Origin of the sequence: Psychrobacillus sp. FSL K6-2836 (assembly GCF_038003085.1) — a bacterium.
In the GTDB taxonomy this organism is placed as follows: domain Bacteria; phylum Bacillota; class Bacilli; order Bacillales_A; family Planococcaceae; genus Psychrobacillus.
The window spans coordinates 3,846,590-3,865,999 of the sequence record NZ_JBBOOM010000001.1; the positions used below are offsets into that span (position 1 = coordinate 3,846,590).

A 19,410-nucleotide genomic window follows, 5' to 3' on the forward strand; every position below is an offset into this window, starting at 1 on the left:
GTCGTTGAAAACACGGCTTGTCTTTTATGTGTTTTTTAATAAAAAATACTTTTTTTGTGTTTATTTCGTTTATAACCGGGAAACTAGAAAGTGAGCCTATGAAGCTCAAAAAAATTAAAGGAGGAATTACAAGAATGCCAAACAACCAGGACAAACGCAACAGAAACAACAATCCAAATGAGTCAGTTAATGAAGCGGGACGTAACGGCCGGGAAGCAACCTCCAATAATCATGAAAATGAGTTTTATGAAGAATTAGGTCGCAAGGGTGGAGAAGCCCGGAACAATCTAAATGACTTTGATAAGGAAAGTCATGAAAATCCTGATGAAAAAAACAAAAAAAGAAATGAAGACGATTATAACTCGATCAATAGTTAAAAACTAAAAGTCAATAAAACTAAATAATAATTTAGAGGATGCATGAAGCCAATATGGCTTCGTGCATCCTTTATATTTTCCCAAAACCTTTCGATTGAAATCAAACTCCTATTATCCTATAGTGTATCTTGTTGAAATAGTAAAAATAAAGGGGAAGTCAAGAAACTATATGTTAAGTAGATACACTAATAAATATATTGAAAAGGTTATCAGATCTATTATGAAAACAGTTAGGATAGATTTGGAATTAAGACAAGACCATTCTGGTATTAATATGAGTTACAACTTCATTGGACACTATATAGGTGTGGATTTTGAGCGGTTAGTAAGTTCGTGGGAAGAAATTCAAGCACTTGTTTCGTTAGAATTATATATAAAAATATTAACTATTCATGAATTAGGTCACGCAATGGATCGGCAAGATTTACTTGAATCGTTAGAGCGGACTATCGAAATTTTCCAGACCAAAAAGCGTTATTTAGTAAGTGAGATTCATAAGAATAGAGAGTTACTTGCAATGCTAATAGACGAACATGAGATGAATATTGCATTTGAACAAACAGCTTGGATAAATGCGGAAATGCTTAACGAAAAATTTAGTCTGATTGATCATTCAAGTTTTGTGTTAGTGAAGAAACATAGTTTAGAATCCTATCAAAAATTATATTTAGAGGATTTAAAATTATACGAGACTCTCTTAGAAAGCCTAAACGAAAAAACCGCATAATTTGTTTATAACTATAAAGATAGGGAATCCATTAACTATCACAAATTATAAAATTTTTAAAAAGAGGAGAGTATCCAAAATGCCTAACCAAAATGAAGAAAAGCGATACAGTGAAGATCCTAACACAACACAGGAGCAACCAAGTAAAATCGAAGAAATAGAAAAAAGAAAAGAAAACGATAAAGATGGACAAGAAGATGGAAACTACAAAGAAGATACGATCAGTACAGAAGAAGACGGTGGCTTGCGTCGATAATTATTAAGACAGTTTTAAAGAGATGCACCTGATCAATTGCCGATTAGGCGCATCTCTTTTGTTGTATTCAAAATTTCTAACCAGATTGTATTAGTGCACAAAGAAAAAATGATATAGTATATATAATTAAGTACATAGATTAGCTAGTGAGGGTGGCGAATTACGTTGAAAAAAAAGAATCATCCAATTCTAAAGGATGAAAACGTCATTTTATTTCCTGGAATGATCGAAAATTATGTTGAAAATGGGCTTAAATTTGCTGAAGAGAACAATTTTGTGGAAGCGGTGTCTTGTTTTGATGAGGCTAACAAATATAAAGAATTAAGTGATATGGTACAAAGCGTTTATATACTTTCATTACTAGAAACAGGTAGAGCATTAGATGCGAAGAAAATATGTGAAACTCTTTACGAAAAGAAATCCCCTTTTTTCGAGCAGGTAATAGAATTATATTTGACAATTTTGCTAGATCTAAAAGAATACAAACAATTAAACGAAGTGTTAAATGGGTTGATGAAAGATTCGACATACACTTTTCAACAAAAGAAAAATTTTAAACAACTAAAAGAACTGAGCATCAAGATGTTAACAGATACTACATATTCGTCAGATGAAGACGTGCAGACCAAATTTGATAGTGAACAGTTTAAGCTTAGTCACTTTAAAAAACTACCTTATGGCATGCAGGAACAATTATTGCAAGAGGCATTTCAAACAGATATTATGGAGATAACTAAGGAAATCATCACTATTATCGAAAGCTCAGACATAATCCCTACTATTAAATCACTTGCACTTTTACTACTTGGTGCTGCCGGAGTGCATAACGAAGTTACCGTTGAAAAATTTGGTTTTAAAGAAACTATTATTCCAACAGCACCACCGGAACATACTGCTGTAGATCGAGTAGAACCCATAAAGCGTTATATAGAGAACACGTTAGAAAAAGATCCAACAAAGCTTCAAATGACGTTGGAAATGGTTCATCGACATGCTTATGCCTTGTTTCCATTTGATTGGGTAGGATATACTAATGAAATAGTAGCTAACAGATACATTGAATATGTGGATGTGTTATTTGGTAATCGAGAATTACGGTCAGATGAGTTCATAGAGTTGCTCATTGTATTGGAAGAATCACTAGAATTTTTGAGTTATGAATAATGTTGAAACTCTAGTCAACTATGCTATAATATACAAGTTGTCAATATAATTAGTGAAAAACTGTTCTGTATGAGTGTATACAGGCTGCTAAATTATTGTAAATTATTATTTGGAGGTAGAATATATGTCAATGGATTTGTCTGTAAAATGGGAAAAACAAGAAGGCAATAATGGTTTATTAACAGTAGAAGTTACTGCAGAAGAAGTAGCAAAAGGGTTAGATCAAGCATTTAAAAAAGTAGTTAAACAAATTAACGTACCAGGTTTCCGTAAAGGGAAAATGCCTCGTCCAATGTTCGAAAAAATGTATGGTGTAGAATCATTATTCCAAGATGCATTAGATATCATTCTTCCACATGCTTATGGGCATGCTGTTGAAGATGCTGGAATTGATCCAGTAGATCAACCAGAAATCGATATCGTAACGATGGAAAAGGGACAGCCTTTAGTTTTCACTGCTAAAGTTATTGTAAAACCAGAAGTAACTCTAGGAGACTATAAAGGTCTTGAAGTAACAAAATTAGAAGAAACTGTAACTGACGAAGAAATCGATGAGCAACTACAAAGCCAACAAAATCGTTTAGCTGAATTAGTTGTAAAAGAAGATGCAATCGTTGAAGGTGATACTGCAGTAATCGACTTCGAAGGATTCGTTGATGAAGTTGCATTTGAAGGTGGAGCTGGGACAGATTATCCATTAGAAATCGGTTCTAACTCATTCATCCCTGGCTTCGAAGAGCAATTAGTTGGTTCAAAAACTGGAGATGCGAAAGATGTAGAAGTAACATTCCCAGAAGAGTACCATGCTGCTGAGTTAGCTGGTAAAGCTGCTACATTTAAAGTAACTATTAAAGAAGTTAAAGGTAAAGAACTACCTGAACTTAATGATGACTTTGCTAAAGAAGTTGACGCTGAAGTAGATGGTATTGACGCTTTACGTGCTAAACTGAAAGAAGTAACTGCTGAAGAGAAAAAACAATTAGCTGCTCAAACGCTTCGTGATACATTAGTTGAAGCTGCTGCTGCAAATGCAACAATTGATATTCCTCAAGCAATGATCGCATCTGAAACTGACCGCATGCTACAAGAATTTGGTCAACGTTTAGAGCAACAAGGTATGAACCTAGATCTTTACTATCAATTCTCAGGTCAAGATGAAGAAGCATTACGTGCACAAATGACAGAAGATGCAAATAACCGAGTTAAGGTTTCATTAACTGTTGAAGCAATTGCTAAACAAGAAAATATTGAAGTTTCTGAAGAAGATATAAATGCAGAGTTAGAAAAAATGAGCGCACAATTCAACATGAAGATTGAAGATATTAAACGTGCACTTGGTGGTACTGACGTTCTTGCAAACGATCTACGTTTTGCAAAAACAATTGAATTCTTAGTGGATAACGCTAAAATTTCTTAATTTCAAATCCATACGTGATTAATACTAATAGAGCAAGGTACAGCACTTAAAACTGTGCCTTGTTCTATCATATACATAGCATTTTATATATTAAAATACATACTTAAACGTATTATTTGATTACTTGATGAGAATCTTGTAACATAATTGCTTGAATAGGGGTGAATATTTTGTTCAAATTCAATGATGAAAAAGGGAACTTAAAATGTTCTTTTTGTGGTAAGCCACAAGAACAAGTTCGTAAGTTAGTAGCAGGACCTGGCGTATATATTTGTGACGAATGTATCGATCTTTGTTCTGAGATTGTAGAAGAAGAGCTAGGAATTGAAGAAGAAGTAGAGTTTAAAGAAGTTCCAAAACCAAAAGAAATTTTAGCTATTTTAGATGAATATGTAATTGGACAAGAACGAGCAAAAAAATCACTTGCAGTAGCTGTTTATAACCATTACAAGCGCATCAATTCAAATAGTGTAATCGATGAAGTAGAATTAGCTAAATCTAATATAGTATTAATAGGTCCTACTGGTAGTGGTAAAACATTACTAGCCCAAACACTTGCAAGAATTCTTAACGTGCCATTTGCAATTGCAGATGCAACTTCGTTAACAGAAGCAGGATATGTAGGGGAAGATGTTGAGAATATCCTTTTAAAACTAATTCAATCAGCTGACTATGATATCGAACGTGCTGAAAAAGGGATTATATATATTGATGAAATAGACAAAGTTGCTCGTAAATCTGAGAATCCATCTATTACACGTGATGTTTCTGGTGAAGGCGTACAACAAGCACTTCTAAAAATATTAGAAGGTACTGTTGCAAGCGTTCCTCCACAAGGTGGTCGTAAGCATCCTCATCAAGAATTTTTACAAATCGATACAACGAATATTTTATTCGTCGTTGGTGGAGCTTTTGATGGTATCGAACAAATCATTAAACGTCGTTTAGGTGAAAAAGTAATTGGTTTCGGAGCAGATCCTAACAAAGTCGAAGTTGCAGAAGGTTCTGTACTTTCTCAACTAATACCAGAGGATTTATTGAAATTTGGTTTGATACCAGAATTCATTGGACGTTTACCAGTACTAGCTAGCCTAGAGCAATTAGACGTGGATGCTTTAGTTCAAATTCTAACAGAGCCGAAAAATGCTCTTGCTAAGCAATATCAAAAAATGATTGAATTGGATAATGTGAAGCTAACATTTGAAGAGGGTGCATTAGAAGCTATTGCTAAAGAAGCGATAGAACGAAAAACTGGTGCCCGTGGTCTTCGTTCTATTATCGAAAATATCATGCTTGATGTAATGTTTGAATTACCTTCAAGAGATGATATTGTAGAATGTGTAATAACGAAAGAATCTATTACAGAAAAAGCCAAACCTAAACTATTATTAGAGGATGGCACAGAATTAGAAAAAGATAATGAAAAAACATCGGCTTAATTAGCCATTGACAAAGCTGGCTTCCAATCTGCGCGTGCTTAGCGCATGCAAGGATGTCAGCTTTTTTAACTTAATAGGAACTTTTTTTATCCGAAGCATTATTAATGAGTTATTCGGACAGAATAAGCTGGAGGTGACTACCCAAATGACTAAAGAAAAAAATGTATTTTATCCAGTACTGCCTCTTAGAGGTTTACTCGTTTATCCTACAATGATTTTACATATAGACGTAGGGCGTGAGCGTTCTATCGCTGCACTCAATGAGGCAATGATTCGAGAGGAAAAGTTATTTCTTTCTGTTCAAAGAGATATGACCGTTGAAAAACCAAATATGTCAGATCTATATGATGTCGGCATAATTGCGAAAGTAAAGCAATTGGTGAAGTTGCCGAATGGTACGTTGAGGGTATTAGTAGAAGGATTACAACGTGCCATTTGGGATGATTTTAATCAGCTTGATACATTTGACGAAGTTTCAGTGACTGCATTTATTGAACCCGAAAAAGCGGATCAAGAAGAAGAGGCACTCATGCGTACGCTAGTACATAATTTTGGAAAGTATTCAAAATCATCTAAGAGTGTCTCCGAAGAAACATTCAATTCCGTTACTGATATTGAAGAACCTGGTCGTTTAGCAGATATGGTTGCTTCCCACTTACCTTTAAAAATTTCCGGTAAACAGGAAATATTAGAAATAATGGATGTCAAAGAACGTTTAGAATGGTTAGTCGGTCGTTTATACAATGAACAAGAAATATTAGACCTAGAAAAGAAAATAAATACAAGGGTCAAACATGCGATGGAAAGAACACAAAAAGAGTTCTATCTACGTGAACAGATGAAAGCTATTCAAACAGAGCTTGGGGATAAAGAAGGTAAAACAGGTGAAGTAGCCGAATTAAAAAAACGTATTGAGGAAGCTGGCTTACCTGAAGAAACGAAAAAGAATGTGCTAAAGGAATTAGATCGCTATGAAAAACTTCCTACGCAGGCTCCAGAAAGTGGCGTAATACGAAATTACATCGACTGGATCGTTTCTATCCCATGGACTAAAGCTACAGAAGACCTGTTAGATATAAAACGTTCTGAGCAAATATTGAATAGGGATCATGAAGGCTTAGAGTCTGTTAAAGAGCGTGTGTTAGAGTATTTAGCTGTCAGACAATTAACGAAATCCTTAAGAGGTCCAATTCTTTGTTTAGCTGGTCCTCCTGGAGTTGGTAAAACCTCTTTAGCTAAATCAATTGCTGAGTCTTTAGGGCGTAATTTTGTCCGTATCTCACTTGGAGGAGTCCGAGATGAGTCGGAGATTCGTGGTCATCGAAGAACCTACGTAGGGTCTATGCCTGGACGTATCATTCAAGGGATGAAAAAAGCTGGAACGGTTAACCCATTGTTTTTACTAGATGAAATCGATAAAATGTCGAATGACTTTAGAGGAGATCCTTCCGCTGCAATGCTAGAAGTATTAGATCCTGAGCAAAATAATTCATTTAGTGATCATTATATCGAAGAGACATATGATTTATCCAATGTCCTTTTCATCGCTACAGCAAATGATTTAAGTACTATCCCTGGGCCATTACGTGACCGTATGGAGATTATATCCATTGCTGGCTACACAGAGATAGAAAAGCTTTCTATTGCAAAAAATCATTTATTACCAAAACAACTAAAAGAGCATGGTTTAACGAAAAGTCAGCTACAGTTAAAAGATGATGCTTTACTGGATGTAATCCGACATTATACTAGAGAAGCTGGAGTGCGTAGTTTGGAGCGGGTGCTAGCAAATATCTGTCGTAAAGCTGCGCTGCAAATTGTATCAGGTGATAAAAAACGAGTTTCGATTACAACAAAAAGTCTTGAAAATATTATAGGTAAACGAAAATTTAGGTACGGACAAGCTGAAACAGAAAATCAAATAGGAGTGGCTACTGGTCTTGCTTATACATCAGTAGGTGGGGATACGCTGCAAATTGAAGTTTCGTTGTCTGCAGGAACCGGCAAACTCCAATTGACTGGTAAGCTTGGTGAAGTAATGAAGGAATCTGCACAAACTGCATTATCTTATGTACGATCAAAAGCAGAGGATTTTGGGATTGATCCAACATTTTATGAAAACAAGGATATCCATATTCACGTCCCAGAGGGTGCTGTTCCAAAAGATGGTCCTTCGGCAGGGGTTACTATAGTTACTGCGCTTGTCTCTGCACTATCTAAGCGTCCTATAAAACGTGAAGTCGGTATGACAGGGGAAGTTACATTAAGAGGTCGAGTACTACCTATCGGCGGTTTAAAAGAAAAAACACTAAGTGCACATCGTGCAGGTTTGACGACAATTATTTGTCCATCAGACAACGAGCGCGATATTGAAGATATACCAGAAAGTGTTCGCGAAGTATTAACATTCCATTTTGTTTCCGATGCTGAAGAGGTGCTTCAACTGGCTCTAGAGGAGGCATAATAATGAAAATCCATAATGTAGAATTACTAATCAGTGCCGTAAGACCAGCGCAATATCCAGAGGGTGATTTACCTGAAATAGCTTTAGCTGGACGTTCAAATGTAGGGAAATCATCCTTTATCAATAAAATGATTGGTCGTAAAAGCATGGCTAGGATTTCTTCTAAACCAGGTAAGACACAAACATTGAACTTTTATCAATTAGAGGAAGCTCTGATATTTGTTGATGTACCTGGTTACGGTTACGCAAAAGTATCTAAATCAGAACGTGCTGCATGGGGTAAAATGATTGAAACTTATTTTACCTCACGCAACATTTTAAAAGCTGTAGTGTTAATCGTAGATCTAAGACATCCACCAACAGGCGATGATTGTATGATGTATGATTTCCTAAAGCACTATAATATCCCTTGTATTGTTATCGCAACAAAAGCAGATAAAATCCCTAAAGGGAAATGGGATAAGCATAAAAAGATAGTGAAGGATGAACTTCAAATGGACAAAACGGATCCATTAATCGTTTTTTCATCAGACACAGGTCTAGGCTTCGATGCAGCATGGGCTGAAATTGAAAGTAGAATTTAATTCTACTTAGATTGAAGCTATTTGTTGGGAATCTCTAAACTTATTTGATTCTCTGCAGTTGAATAGTAGAGACTAATTGTATAAAAGTATTTCCGAGTGAGTTCTTGAGCGATAAGTCGATCAAGAACTCGCTTTTTTAAAGATTAAGAAAGTATAAAAAATCTCCCGTGAACACAAGGCTCATGATACTTTAAGGAATGAATAATGCTAGTGATTTCGTTACAACGCACTTTCATGTTTCGAAGCTAGCGTAGCGATGCAGAAACAGGTGGACGCGTTCTAGCTGAGCGAGGCCGAGCCTCCTCGGACCAGTACAATGCTGGTTACGAATCGTCGACACATGCTGTAGATTTCTTGACCTTCGTTCCTAATAAACACGCCTGCGGGGTCTCGACTTTCTCGCTTCTCATGCTGGAGTCGCCACCTGTAACTAAAATCAATCAGTGAGTAGTACTCCACTAGGATATTTGGCCTAGCTTATCCTCTTGATGATAAGATTGGTCAAATTTTAGAGAGTAATTAAATTATTTGTAATCGCTTTTGAATTAGAAATGCGATTATCAAATGGTCGAGGAAGAAAGCAAATTTTCTTTTATCCTAGTGGAAATAAAGAGAAGAAGTAAGTGTTTGCTCCATAAAGAAGCGACATAGCGAACGAAATTGCATCTTCGGGCCCACACGATGTGGGTCAGGCAGTCGTTGCGAAATGTTTTTTTATTTTGCGACGAGCTTTGCGCAGGAGCATCACGATGTCGCGTACTTAGACTGTCATCCCCTCTATGAATAGGCGGGATCTTTTCTCTAGTTATCCAAAAACGCACTTACCTGTTTCTAAGAGTTGTAGGAGGGCAACGGATAGCAAACGCCATAAGATTACCGAAAAAAGTGATATTGGTTGTGACGGAAGTCACAACCAATATCACTAAAAATTTACTCGGTAATAATATAGCAAAACGTCTATCCAAAGCCCTTCGAAAACGATAGGAACGGTTTTGACCCTACTCATTTTATTGATTGAAGTGGAAAGCGTCCACATGAAAGGTAAAGCAACTGTATTTTATCAGAGTACATACAAAAGATTAAAAACTACTCAATTAGGGAATAACATCCTTATATTCGACATTATTTTTTGAATTATTATACTTTTATTAATGTGAACAGAATGTTTGAATTGGGTTAGCTTGTTTGGTATTATTAATTTATAATAATTCTAAATAAGATTTCATATGTTGTTCACAAATATGAGCGGAACTAACGCAAAGCTATGATATAATTGGACTTATGAAATGACGTGAAGGGGAGACATATTCCATGCATACAATCGTGGTTGGTGTCAATTACCGTACTGCTCCTGTCGAAATTCGTGAAAAGCTGTCGTTTGTTGAAACGGAACTTCCGAATGCGATGCAAGCATTACAAGACCAAAAAAGTATATTAGAAAATGTCATCGTATCTACATGTAACCGTACGGAGATCTACGCCACTGTAGACCAACTACATACCGGTAAATACTATGTGAAGCAATTTTTAGCAAATTGGTTTGATATTCCATTAGAAAATTTATCTACCTATTTATTTGTTCACGAGGATGACCAAGCGAATAATCATTTGTTCCGTGTTACTGCGGGTATCGATTCGATGGTACTTGGTGAAACGCAAATATTAGGGCAAGTAAAGAAAAGCTTTCTAAACGGACAAGAAAACGGTACAACAGGTACTGTATTCAATCAATTATTCAAACAAGCAGTAACATTTGCAAAGCGTGCCCATGCAGAGACTGCAATTGGGGAGAATGCTGTTTCCGTTTCTTACGCAGCAGTAGAGCTAGGGAAGAAAATATTTGGCTCATTAAACCATAAGCATGTTGTTATTTTAGGTGCTGGTAAAATGGGTGAGCTTGCAATTCAAAACCTACATGGTAGTGGAGCTGAAAAGGTTACGGTGATCAATCGTACTTTTGAAAAAGCGAAGGAGCTTGCTTCTAAGTTTGACGGCGATGCTAAACCGATGGACGAGCTTCAATGTGCATTATTAGAGGCTGATATCCTCATTAGTTCAACAGGCTCAACTGAATTTGTCATTGATTTTGAACTTATGCAGTTTGTAGAGCGTCTTCGTAAAGGGAAACCATTATTTATGGTAGATATTGCCGTACCACGTGATTTAGATCCGCGTATCGGTGATCTTCCAAATGTGTTCTTATACGATATAGATGATTTACAAGGGATTGTGGAAGCGAACTTAGCTGAAAGAGAACGTGCAGCAAAACAAATTAATCAGATGATCAGTACAGAAATTGAACAATTTAATGATTGGGTAACTACACTTGGAGTAGTACCAATAATTGCAGCACTTCGTCAAAAAGCGAATACGATACAAGCAGAAACAATGGCATCTATTGAAAACAAAATGCCTAATTTAACGGATCGTGAACGCAAAATTTTAAGCAAGCATACAAAATCGATTGTCAATCAGCTGTTAAAAGAACCAATTCTACAAGTAAAAGAATTATCTGCAGCAAAAGATCCTGCAAATCAGCTACAACTATTCCAGCAAATCTTTGGTATAGAAGAGGATGTTCAAAAGGAAGTAGCATTACAAGCAGAAAAAGCTAAAATTAATTTAAAGCAGACATTAATGGAATCACAAAATTTAAAAGAAAACTTGCAATTCAACTAAGTAAAGGAGGTGTTTTTATATCTGTATGGAGACAAATAGATATAATAAACGCCTTTTTACTATGTAAAAGGAGAATGTTATGACTGACCTGACGATGACAAGGCTTCATGAGATTATGGTCATTCTTCAAGCTATAAGCCTTGTTTTTTATTTTATTGATTACTTACATAAAGATTTGCGAGCACATCGATTTGCTGTGTGGTTACTTTTCATCGTTGGTACTTTACAAACAATCTTTTTAATCATGTATATGATGGAAATGAAGCGTTTTCCAATACTTTCATTGTTTGAGGGTATATATTTTTATGCCTGGTTGATCATTATGCTTTCCCTTGTTTTACAGTTGGTATTTAGATTGGATCTTCCTGCATTCTTTTTGAATTTGATCGGTTTTATTTTTATGACGATTCATACATTTGCCCCAAATCCAATGGCGCAGTCACTGGTAGGAGACAACCTTAAATCTGAGCTGTTATTCATTCATATTATGTTTGCGCTACTCGCTTATACTGCTTTTGCTTTAGCATTTGTTTTTTCGACATTATATTTAATCTTATATAAAGTGTTAAAGAAGAAAAAGTGGACGAAACAGTTCACTCGTTTACCTTCACTGCAACAAGCTGAAAACGGGATGAGCCTGTCCATTCTAACGGGAATCCCATTATTGTTTGTAAGTTTAGTTCTTGGGTTAGAATGGGCATATATATCATTAGATGCTTTTCCACTCTATGATATAAAGATAGTCAATTCTTTTATCGTATTAGTAATTTATATTCTTGTTTTATTGATAAGAAAATCGGCAAAGATTAAAGGGACAAATTATGCGTGGATACACATTTATGCGTTTCTATTTGTTTTGATAAATTTCTTATTAGGAAGTCAATTATCTCAATTCCATATTTGGTATTAAAGAAAGGACGCGTTAAGTTATGCGTAAAATTATTGTAGGATCTAGAAGAAGTAAGTTAGCTTTAACTCAAACTAATTGGTTTATTCAACAAATGAAAGATATGGGAGCACCTTTTGAGTTTGAAGTGAAAGAGATTGTGACTAAGGGAGACCAAATTTTGGATGTTACACTTTCAAAAGTTGGAGGAAAGGGACTTTTTGTGAAAGAAATAGAACAGGCCCTTTACGACAAAGAAATCGACTTTGCTGTGCATAGTATGAAGGATATGCCTTCTGTATTACCTGAAGGTTTAGTCATGGGATGTACACCAAAACGTGTGGATGAACGTGATGCTTTTATATCAACAGGCCATGTGAAATTTGCTGATCTTCCAAAAGGAGCGGTAATTGGGACAAGTAGTTTAAGAAGAAGTGCCCAGCTATTATTATTACGTCCGGACATCGAGATTAAATGGATTCGTGGTAATGTAGATACTCGCCTGCAAAAATTACAAGATGGCGAATATGATGCAATTATTTTAGCAGCAGCAGGTTTAAAACGTTTAGGCTGGAGCGATGAGGTCGTAACAGAATATTTATCTCCCGAGGATTGCATACCTGCAGTTGGACAAGGGGCTCTTGCTATTGAGTGCCGTGCAGATGATCAAGAATTAATCGATGAGCTATCCAAGCTTTCTGACCGTGATACATGGGTTGCAGTTGAAGCAGAGCGCGCATTTTTAGCGGCAATGGACGGTGGATGTCAGGTGCCGATTGCTGGACATGCAACAATTAGTGGGGATAAAATTACAATGACAGCTCTAGTTGCTGCACCGGATGCATCGATCGTATATAAAGAAATTCTAACTGGTATAAATGCGGATGCCCTTGGAAAAGAACTGGCACGTATTGTTACGGAACAAGGAGCATACGATTTAATCCAACAAGTGAAGGCAGATTTGAATGTTTAATAATGCTCCTTTGTTAGGAGAGAATGTCATTTTTACGGGCATTCTAAGGTCATCGGAAGCATCAGACCTTGTAGAAGGTCTTGGTGGGAACGCGGTAATCGCTCCGATGATTGCGACAAAGGAGATAGTTAGTCCTCAAGATTTAGATCAACTAGAGAAATGTAACTTATATGACTGGCTTATTTTTACTAGTCAAAGTAGTGTGAAGGCATTTCAATCGAAGATGGTAAAGTATCGTCTGGATGCAAGTTTTTTTAAAGCTAAAATTGCGGTGGTTGGGATAAAAACAGCCAATGCCATTGAAACCTTGGGATTAACAGTCGATTTTACCCCAACTATATTTAGTGCGGATATATTTGTTCAGGAATTTCCAACAGTAGCATCCTTAACGGATCGTTGTTTATTTGTTAAAGGGAATCTTGCCAAAGATACAATCACAGCCGGACTGAACCATGAAGTAGATGAATGGACTATATATGAAACAGTGGAGCTCGAGGAAAACAAGGAACTTGTGAAGAAGCTATTAATGAGCGAGGAAAAGTGTTCGATTATCTTTACGAGTCCTTCGACAGCCGAGGTTTTTCACCGAAGTATTGGGGTTAGTTTTGGATATGAACATATCACAGTTTGTGCAATCGGACATATTACAAAGCATTTTTTAGAGTCTATGAAGGTTTCTGTGCAGGTTATGCCAGTTACGTATACTTTAAGAGATGTCATCGTTAAATTAGCGGAATGGAAAGGAAGAGTGTAATGACTGAATTATTTTTTCAACGTCATCGTCGTTTAAGACAATCAGCTGGTATTCGAGCAATGGTAAAGGAAACTTATTTACATAAGGAAGATTTCATCTATCCTATATTCGTGATGGAAGGCGAGAATATTAAAAACGAAGTATCATCGATGCCTGGCGTTTTCCAATTCTCTCTTGACCGTTTAGCAGAGGAAGTAGACGAAGTAGTAAATTTAGGAATTCCTTCGGTTATATTATTCGGACTTCCTGCTGAAAAGGATGCAGTTGGTTCTGGGGCATATCATGATCATGGAATTGTTCAAAAAGCGATCCGCTTCATCAAAGAACGCCATCCACATTTGATCGTAATTGCGGATACTTGTCTATGTGAATTTACAGACCATGGGCATTGTGGCGTAGTGGATGAAAATGAACGTATTTTAAATGATCCTTCCCTTGATTTGTTAGCAAAAACGGCGATAAGTCAAGCAGAAGCCGGTGCAGATATTATTGCTCCTTCAAATATGATGGATGGTTTTGTAGCTGCAATTCGTCTTGGTCTAGATGAAGCTGGATATAAAGATGTGCCAATTATGTCCTATGCAGTAAAATATGCATCGGCATATTACGGACCTTTCCGTGAAGCAGCAGACGGTGCACCAAAATTCGGTGATCGCAAAACTTACCAAATGGATTATTCGAATCGTATGGAAGCAATCCGAGAAGCTTCATCCGATGTACAAGAGGGTGCAGATTTCCTAATTGTAAAACCTGCATTATCTTACTTAGATATTATTCGCGATGTAAAAAATACATTTGCTACTCCGATTGTTGCGTACAATGTAAGTGGAGAATATGCGATGGTCAAAGCGGCAGCGATTAATGGCTGGATCAACGAAAAAGAAACAGTGCTTGAAACACTAACAGGAATGAAGCGAGCAGGTGCAGATATGATCTTAACATATCATGCTAAAGATGCTGCCCGTTGGTTGGAGGAAAAATAATGACAAAATCATATGAGCAGTCTAAACAAGCATTTACAGAAGCGAAAGAGTTAATGCCAGGTGGAGTAAATAGTCCTGTACGTGCATTTAAATCAGTCGATATGGATCCAATTTTCATGGAAAGTGGAAAAGGCGCAATTTTAACAGACATCGATGGTAATGAATATATTGATTATGTTTTATCATGGGGTCCGCTTATTTTAGGGCATACGGAACCAAACGTTGTAAAAGCAATTCAGCAGGTTGCTGAAACAGGCACAAGCTTCGGAGCTTCTACATTGATCGAAAACAAATTAGCAAAGCTAGTAATGGAGCGTGTTCCATCTATCGAGATGGTTCGTATGGTTTCTTCTGGTACGGAAGCAACGATGAGCGCACTTCGTTTAGCTCGAGGTTACACAGGACGTAACAAAATTTTGAAATTTGAAGGTAGCTATCACGGACACGGAGACAGCTTATTGATAAAGGCTGGATCTGGAGTTGCGACACTTGGATTACCAGATAGTCCAGGTGTACCTGAGTCTATTGCAAAAAACACAATAGCAGTACCTTATAATGATTTAGAAAGCGTACGCCATGTATTTGAAAACTTTGGAGATGACTTAGCAGCGGTAATCGTTGAGCCTGTAGCGGGTAATATGGGTGTTGTTCCTCCAGTTGAAGGATTCTTAGAAGGTTTACGTGAGTTAACTGAAAAACACGGAACAGTATTAATCTTTGATGAGGTTATGACTGGCTTCCGAGTAGGATACAACTGTGCACAAGGATATTTCGGTATTACACCGGATTTAACTTGTTTAGGTAAGGTTATTGGCGGCGGACTTCCTGTAGGAGCATTTGGCGGGAAACGTGAAATCATGGAAATGATTGCACCTGCTGGACCTGTATACCAAGCAGGTACACTTTCAGGTAATCCTTTAGCGATGACAGCTGGGTATGAAACATTAACCCGTTTAAATGAAAAATCATATGATTACTTTATACAGCTTGGGGATATACTTGAAAAAGGTTTCCGAGAAGCAGCAACAAAATATAATATTCCACATACAGTGAATCGTGCTGGTTCTATGATAGGTTTCTTCTTAACCAATGAAGACGTGATTAACTTCGATACAGCGAAAACATCTGATCTAGAATTGTTCGCTAAGTATTTCCGTCTCATGGCAGAGGAAGGGATTTATCTGCCACCTTCGCAGTTTGAAGGATTATTCCTATCAAGCGCACATACTGTAGAGCATATTGAGAAAACAATTCAAGCATTCCATACAGTTTTCGAAAAATTATCTAATAACTAAATAGAAATTGGAGCCTTGCAACTGTTGCAGGGCTCTTTTAGTCTAAGATAATTGACATAAAAAGATTACTAAAATATAATTACTTACGAAAAGTAATCTAAATAGAATAATATAGAGATACTATTATGCTTTAGAGAAATGAGGATTTGGAATGCAAAATGTTAAGGAAATATCAAATGATGTAGTGAATGTATTAAAAGATAAAATTCAAGTTATTAAAACCGATGAAAGTTCGATTTATTTAGTCGGACCGATTCGTTTGCCAGTAAATTTAAATGGGAATACGGTTATATTCCAGTGGTATAGCTGGTTAAATAGTAATGAATATACTGAGGATATTGGTCAAATTATCAACAATTTATCCTCCTCTAACTTAGCGGAATACCAACAGTCCAGTGTGTTAGTTTATGGAGATTTTAAAGAGACAGAGGAGTCACTAATTCGCATGCATTCCATTTGCCATACAGGTGATATTTTTGGCAGTAAGCGTTGTGACTGTGGTTTCCAATTAAAACAGTCGATGCAAATGATTGTTGATAACGGGGCAGGAGCATTATTCTATTTAGCAAACCATGAAGGTAGAGGAATTGGCCTTTTCAGTAAAGCAATGGCCTATATACTACAGGAAAATGGTTCGGATACAGTGGATGCCAATGAAAAACTTGGTTTTGTGGATGATTCTAGAAATTACGGTGATGCAATCGAAGTTTTAAAAGTATTGCGCACGAAACCAGTTACATTAATAACGAATAATCCCAAAAAAGTAAAAGCATTAAAGGACGCAGGTTTATCTGTAGCGGGACGTACACCATTATGGGGGGATGTGTCGGAATTCAATGAGAATTACTTACACACGAAAATAAATCGCTCAGGACATATGGAGGAAGAAGGTACTTTTCAAAATGACTAGTCATGCATTTTACATGGATCTTGCACTGCAAAATGCTCGTGCTATGAAAGGGCAAACAGATCCGAATCCATTAGTAGGAGCAGTTATCGTAAATGATAATCGAATTGTTGGCATAGGTGCACATATGAAACCCGGTGAGCCCCACGCGGAAATTCATGCTATTAGAATGGCGGGGGAACATGCCAAGGGTGCTACAATCTATGTGACACTTGAACCCTGTTCGCATCACGGAAGAACAGGTCCTTGTGCAGAAGCAATTGTAGAGGCTGGTATTGAAACGGTTGTTATTGCGACGCTCGATCCAAATCCAATCGTATCTGGACGAGGTGTTAAAATTCTAAAAGATGCAGGAATTCAAGTAATTTCAGGCATTCAAGAGCAAGCTTCTCAAAAGATGAACGAAGTATTCAATAAATTTATCGTAACGGAAAAACCTTTTGTCACATTGAAATCAGGTATAACGCTAGATGGTAAAATCGCTACACACACTGCTCATAGTAAATGGATTACATCGGCAGATGCACGTGAGGATGTTCATCATCTTAGAAATGAGAATTTGGCCATTTTAGTTGGTGTTAATACAGTTATAGAGGATAATCCCGAGCTGACTACTCGTATTGAAAATGGACGTAATCCGATACGTATAGTCCTGGACTCCACATTAAAGATCCCATTAGATGCAAAGCTCGTTACGGATAATTTAGCAGAAACATGGATTTTCACAAGTGCTAATTATGATAACGATAAAAAAGAGAAGCTTGTAAATGAAGGAGTTCGTATTTTCCATACAACGGATTCTAATCATGTTAATGTACAAGAAGTCGTTCAATTATTAGGTGAAAACTCTATCTCCTCGTTATTGATTGAAGGTGGGGGCACGATTAATGCAGCGTTTTTGGAGAACCACTTAATCGATAAAGCCGTTATTTATATTGCACCTAAACTAATTGGTGGCAAAAATGCTCCTACATTTATGGAAGGTAGCGGTATCGACTTAATGAGTGATGCGGTTGAGCTAGTTGATACGGATATTCAAAAAATAGGAAAAGACTTTAAGTTTGTTGGCTATCCAACTTACAAATAAGGTGTAATAGATGAGGGATAAAAAAAATGAAATTTGGTTTTGATATTGACGATACATTGATCAATCTAAGAGAGCATGCTTTTCATATTTATAACGAAAAGTTAGGACAACAAGTGGCAATAGATAAGTTTCATGCATTAGATAAAGTAGAAATACATGAACTGTTCGGGATGTCCGATGAAGCAGGTTCAAAAATGTGGAATGAAACATTGGAACAAATATATTACACGAATTGTCCTACTTATTCAGATGCTGTAGAAACGTTAGTTACGCTACAGGAACAGGGGCATGAGGTTTACTATATTACGGCTAGACCAGCAGAGCACAGAGAAAAAACGATGAAATGGCTAGTTGAACAGGGTTTCCCGGTCGATGAAGAGAGATTTTATTGTGGTATGAAAGATCAAGCTAAAGTGAATATTATTCGAGACTTACAGTTGGATTATTATTTCGACGACAAGCCCGATGTATTAAATACATTGACGGATGATACATTACAGGTATTTGTAAAAACGCAATCGTATAACCAACATCTAACTATTCCAAGGCTTACGAATTGGTCGGAACTAAAACAGATTATAGAAGAAAACGAACATGAAAAGCAATTCTAAGGTGAAATATGTTCTATCCCTTTTGTTCGATTCATAAGTTGTCCTATAGAAGGAGGATGACTTATGGCAACAAGAACATGGGATGTAAAAGAACAATTTCGATTTCCGCAAAGCTTCGGAGTTCCAATGGAAATTAAAAATGTAGCAGTAACTCCTCAATGCGAAGTCGCTGAGAAGGAGGATTTTATCCAAGTAGTTGGTATATACCACATCACTTGCCACGTTAAGTTTGAGGAAGGTGAACAAGAACATCATGCTACTAGCGAATTCACGGAAATTGAAGATTTAGATTTGCAAGGTGAGGTCGGTTATTTCGAGTATGCTGTACCAATGAGTATTGAGATTGGTAGAGACAAATTAAAAGAAGGTTCCAAGCCTACAGTTCATGTGAACCATATTAACTCGAAACCAACACCGGAAATGGCTATTGAAGTAGGATGGACAGTACACTGTGATTACGAGGAAGCTCCAGAACCTGAACCAGTTGAACCTCTTATAGAATTAGAAAGTCCAAATCCTGCTGAGCCAATGGAAGTGAAAAATCCTAAAGGCGATGAATTTGAACTCCAATTTATATTGGATTTAGATGATGGGTACTCGAAGCTTTCATTCCCCTCAAATAATGTTTTTGTAAAACAAAAAGCAGATGAGTAGTAATAGTACCAACAAGAGGAAATCCCAAGTGGTAGGCACAATTAGTACACGTATTAATTGAAAACCACAAATAGGAATACTTATATGCTTACAGTAGAAACGTGTTTTACGTAACCATTCAGGCAACAGATATGGATTATATCCTTTTCTCAT

The 19,410-nt window shown here is 36.7% G+C and carries 18 protein-coding genes; all 18 read left to right on the top strand.

Features of this window, described 5'->3' with window-relative positions:
* Positions 1–134: 134 nt before the first annotated feature.
* Positions 135–377 carry a stress-induced protein, KGG, repeat-containing protein gene (locus MKY37_RS18610; RefSeq protein ID WP_340779250.1) on the top strand — a complete coding sequence of 81 codons (243 nt, stop codon included), beginning with the start codon at positions 135–137 and terminating at the stop codon, positions 375–377.
* A gap of 220 nt (positions 378–597) precedes the next feature.
* The gene (locus MKY37_RS18615; protein ID WP_340779251.1) at positions 598–1,104 is read left to right on the top strand and encodes an integrase; all 507 of its coding nucleotides are present in this window, start codon (positions 598–600) and stop codon (positions 1,102–1,104) included.
* Between the two features lie 79 nt (positions 1,105–1,183).
* The gene (locus tag MKY37_RS18620; RefSeq protein WP_340779253.1) at positions 1,184–1,360 is read left to right on the top strand and encodes a hypothetical protein; all 177 of its coding nucleotides are present in this window, start codon (positions 1,184–1,186) and stop codon (positions 1,358–1,360) included.
* 165 nt (positions 1,361–1,525) lie between these two features.
* Positions 1,526–2,524 (top strand): hypothetical protein, encoded by a 999-nt coding sequence (locus MKY37_RS18625; RefSeq protein ID WP_340779255.1) that lies wholly within the window; start codon positions 1,526–1,528, stop codon positions 2,522–2,524.
* A gap of 136 nt (positions 2,525–2,660) precedes the next feature.
* Positions 2,661–3,941 carry a trigger factor gene (tig, locus tag MKY37_RS18630; RefSeq protein ID WP_340779981.1) on the top strand — a complete coding sequence of 427 codons (1,281 nt, stop codon included), beginning with the start codon at positions 2,661–2,663 and terminating at the stop codon, positions 3,939–3,941.
* 170 nt (positions 3,942–4,111) lie between these two features.
* On the top strand, positions 4,112–5,380 hold the full coding sequence (gene clpX / locus MKY37_RS18635; protein ID WP_340779256.1) for an ATP-dependent protease ATP-binding subunit ClpX: 1,269 nt from the start codon (positions 4,112–4,114) through the stop codon (positions 5,378–5,380).
* Between the two features lie 145 nt (positions 5,381–5,525).
* Positions 5,526–7,844: an endopeptidase La gene (lon, locus tag MKY37_RS18640; protein WP_340779257.1), complete on the top strand. Its 2,319-nt coding sequence runs from the start codon at positions 5,526–5,528 to the stop codon at positions 7,842–7,844.
* Positions 7,845–7,846: 2 nt separating this feature from the next.
* Positions 7,847–8,428 (top strand): ribosome biogenesis GTP-binding protein YihA/YsxC, encoded by a 582-nt coding sequence (yihA, locus tag MKY37_RS18645; RefSeq protein WP_340779258.1) that lies wholly within the window; start codon positions 7,847–7,849, stop codon positions 8,426–8,428.
* Between the two features lie 1,311 nt (positions 8,429–9,739).
* Positions 9,740–11,107, top strand: coding sequence for a glutamyl-tRNA reductase (gene hemA / locus MKY37_RS18650; RefSeq protein ID WP_340779259.1), 1,368 nt, complete (start codon positions 9,740–9,742; stop codon positions 11,105–11,107).
* A 79-nt stretch (positions 11,108–11,186) separates the two neighbouring features.
* The gene (locus MKY37_RS18655) at positions 11,187–12,017 is read left to right on the top strand and encodes a cytochrome c biogenesis protein (protein WP_340779260.1); all 831 of its coding nucleotides are present in this window, start codon (positions 11,187–11,189) and stop codon (positions 12,015–12,017) included.
* 19 nt (positions 12,018–12,036) lie between these two features.
* Positions 12,037–12,966 (top strand): hydroxymethylbilane synthase, encoded by a 930-nt coding sequence (gene hemC / locus MKY37_RS18660; protein WP_340779261.1) that lies wholly within the window; start codon positions 12,037–12,039, stop codon positions 12,964–12,966.
* Positions 12,959–13,720: a uroporphyrinogen-III synthase gene (locus MKY37_RS18665; RefSeq protein ID WP_340779262.1), complete on the top strand. Its 762-nt coding sequence runs from the start codon at positions 12,959–12,961 to the stop codon at positions 13,718–13,720. Before hemC ends, MKY37_RS18665 begins: the two co-directional genes overlap by 8 nt.
* Positions 13,720–14,703, top strand: coding sequence for a porphobilinogen synthase (gene hemB, locus MKY37_RS18670; protein WP_340779263.1), 984 nt, complete (start codon positions 13,720–13,722; stop codon positions 14,701–14,703). Before MKY37_RS18665 ends, hemB begins: the two co-directional genes overlap by 1 nt.
* Positions 14,703–15,998 carry a glutamate-1-semialdehyde 2,1-aminomutase gene (gene hemL, locus MKY37_RS18675; RefSeq protein WP_340779264.1) on the top strand — a complete coding sequence of 432 codons (1,296 nt, stop codon included), beginning with the start codon at positions 14,703–14,705 and terminating at the stop codon, positions 15,996–15,998. The genes hemB and hemL overlap by 1 nt, the downstream gene beginning before the upstream one ends.
* 151 nt (positions 15,999–16,149) lie before the next feature.
* Positions 16,150–16,908, top strand: coding sequence for a GTP cyclohydrolase II (locus MKY37_RS18680; protein WP_340779265.1), 759 nt, complete (start codon positions 16,150–16,152; stop codon positions 16,906–16,908).
* On the top strand, positions 16,901–17,992 hold the full coding sequence (gene ribD, locus MKY37_RS18685; protein ID WP_340779267.1) for a bifunctional diaminohydroxyphosphoribosylaminopyrimidine deaminase/5-amino-6-(5-phosphoribosylamino)uracil reductase RibD: 1,092 nt from the start codon (positions 16,901–16,903) through the stop codon (positions 17,990–17,992). Before MKY37_RS18680 ends, ribD begins: the two co-directional genes overlap by 8 nt.
* A 26-nt stretch (positions 17,993–18,018) precedes the next feature.
* Entirely contained in the window at positions 18,019–18,603 is a 585-nt protein-coding gene (locus MKY37_RS18690; protein ID WP_340779268.1) for a 5' nucleotidase, NT5C type, read from the top strand.
* A 63-nt stretch (positions 18,604–18,666) separates the two neighbouring features.
* Positions 18,667–19,257 (top strand): hypothetical protein, encoded by a 591-nt coding sequence (locus tag MKY37_RS18695; protein WP_340779269.1) that lies wholly within the window; start codon positions 18,667–18,669, stop codon positions 19,255–19,257.
* The last annotated feature ends 153 nt before the right edge of the window (positions 19,258–19,410 follow it).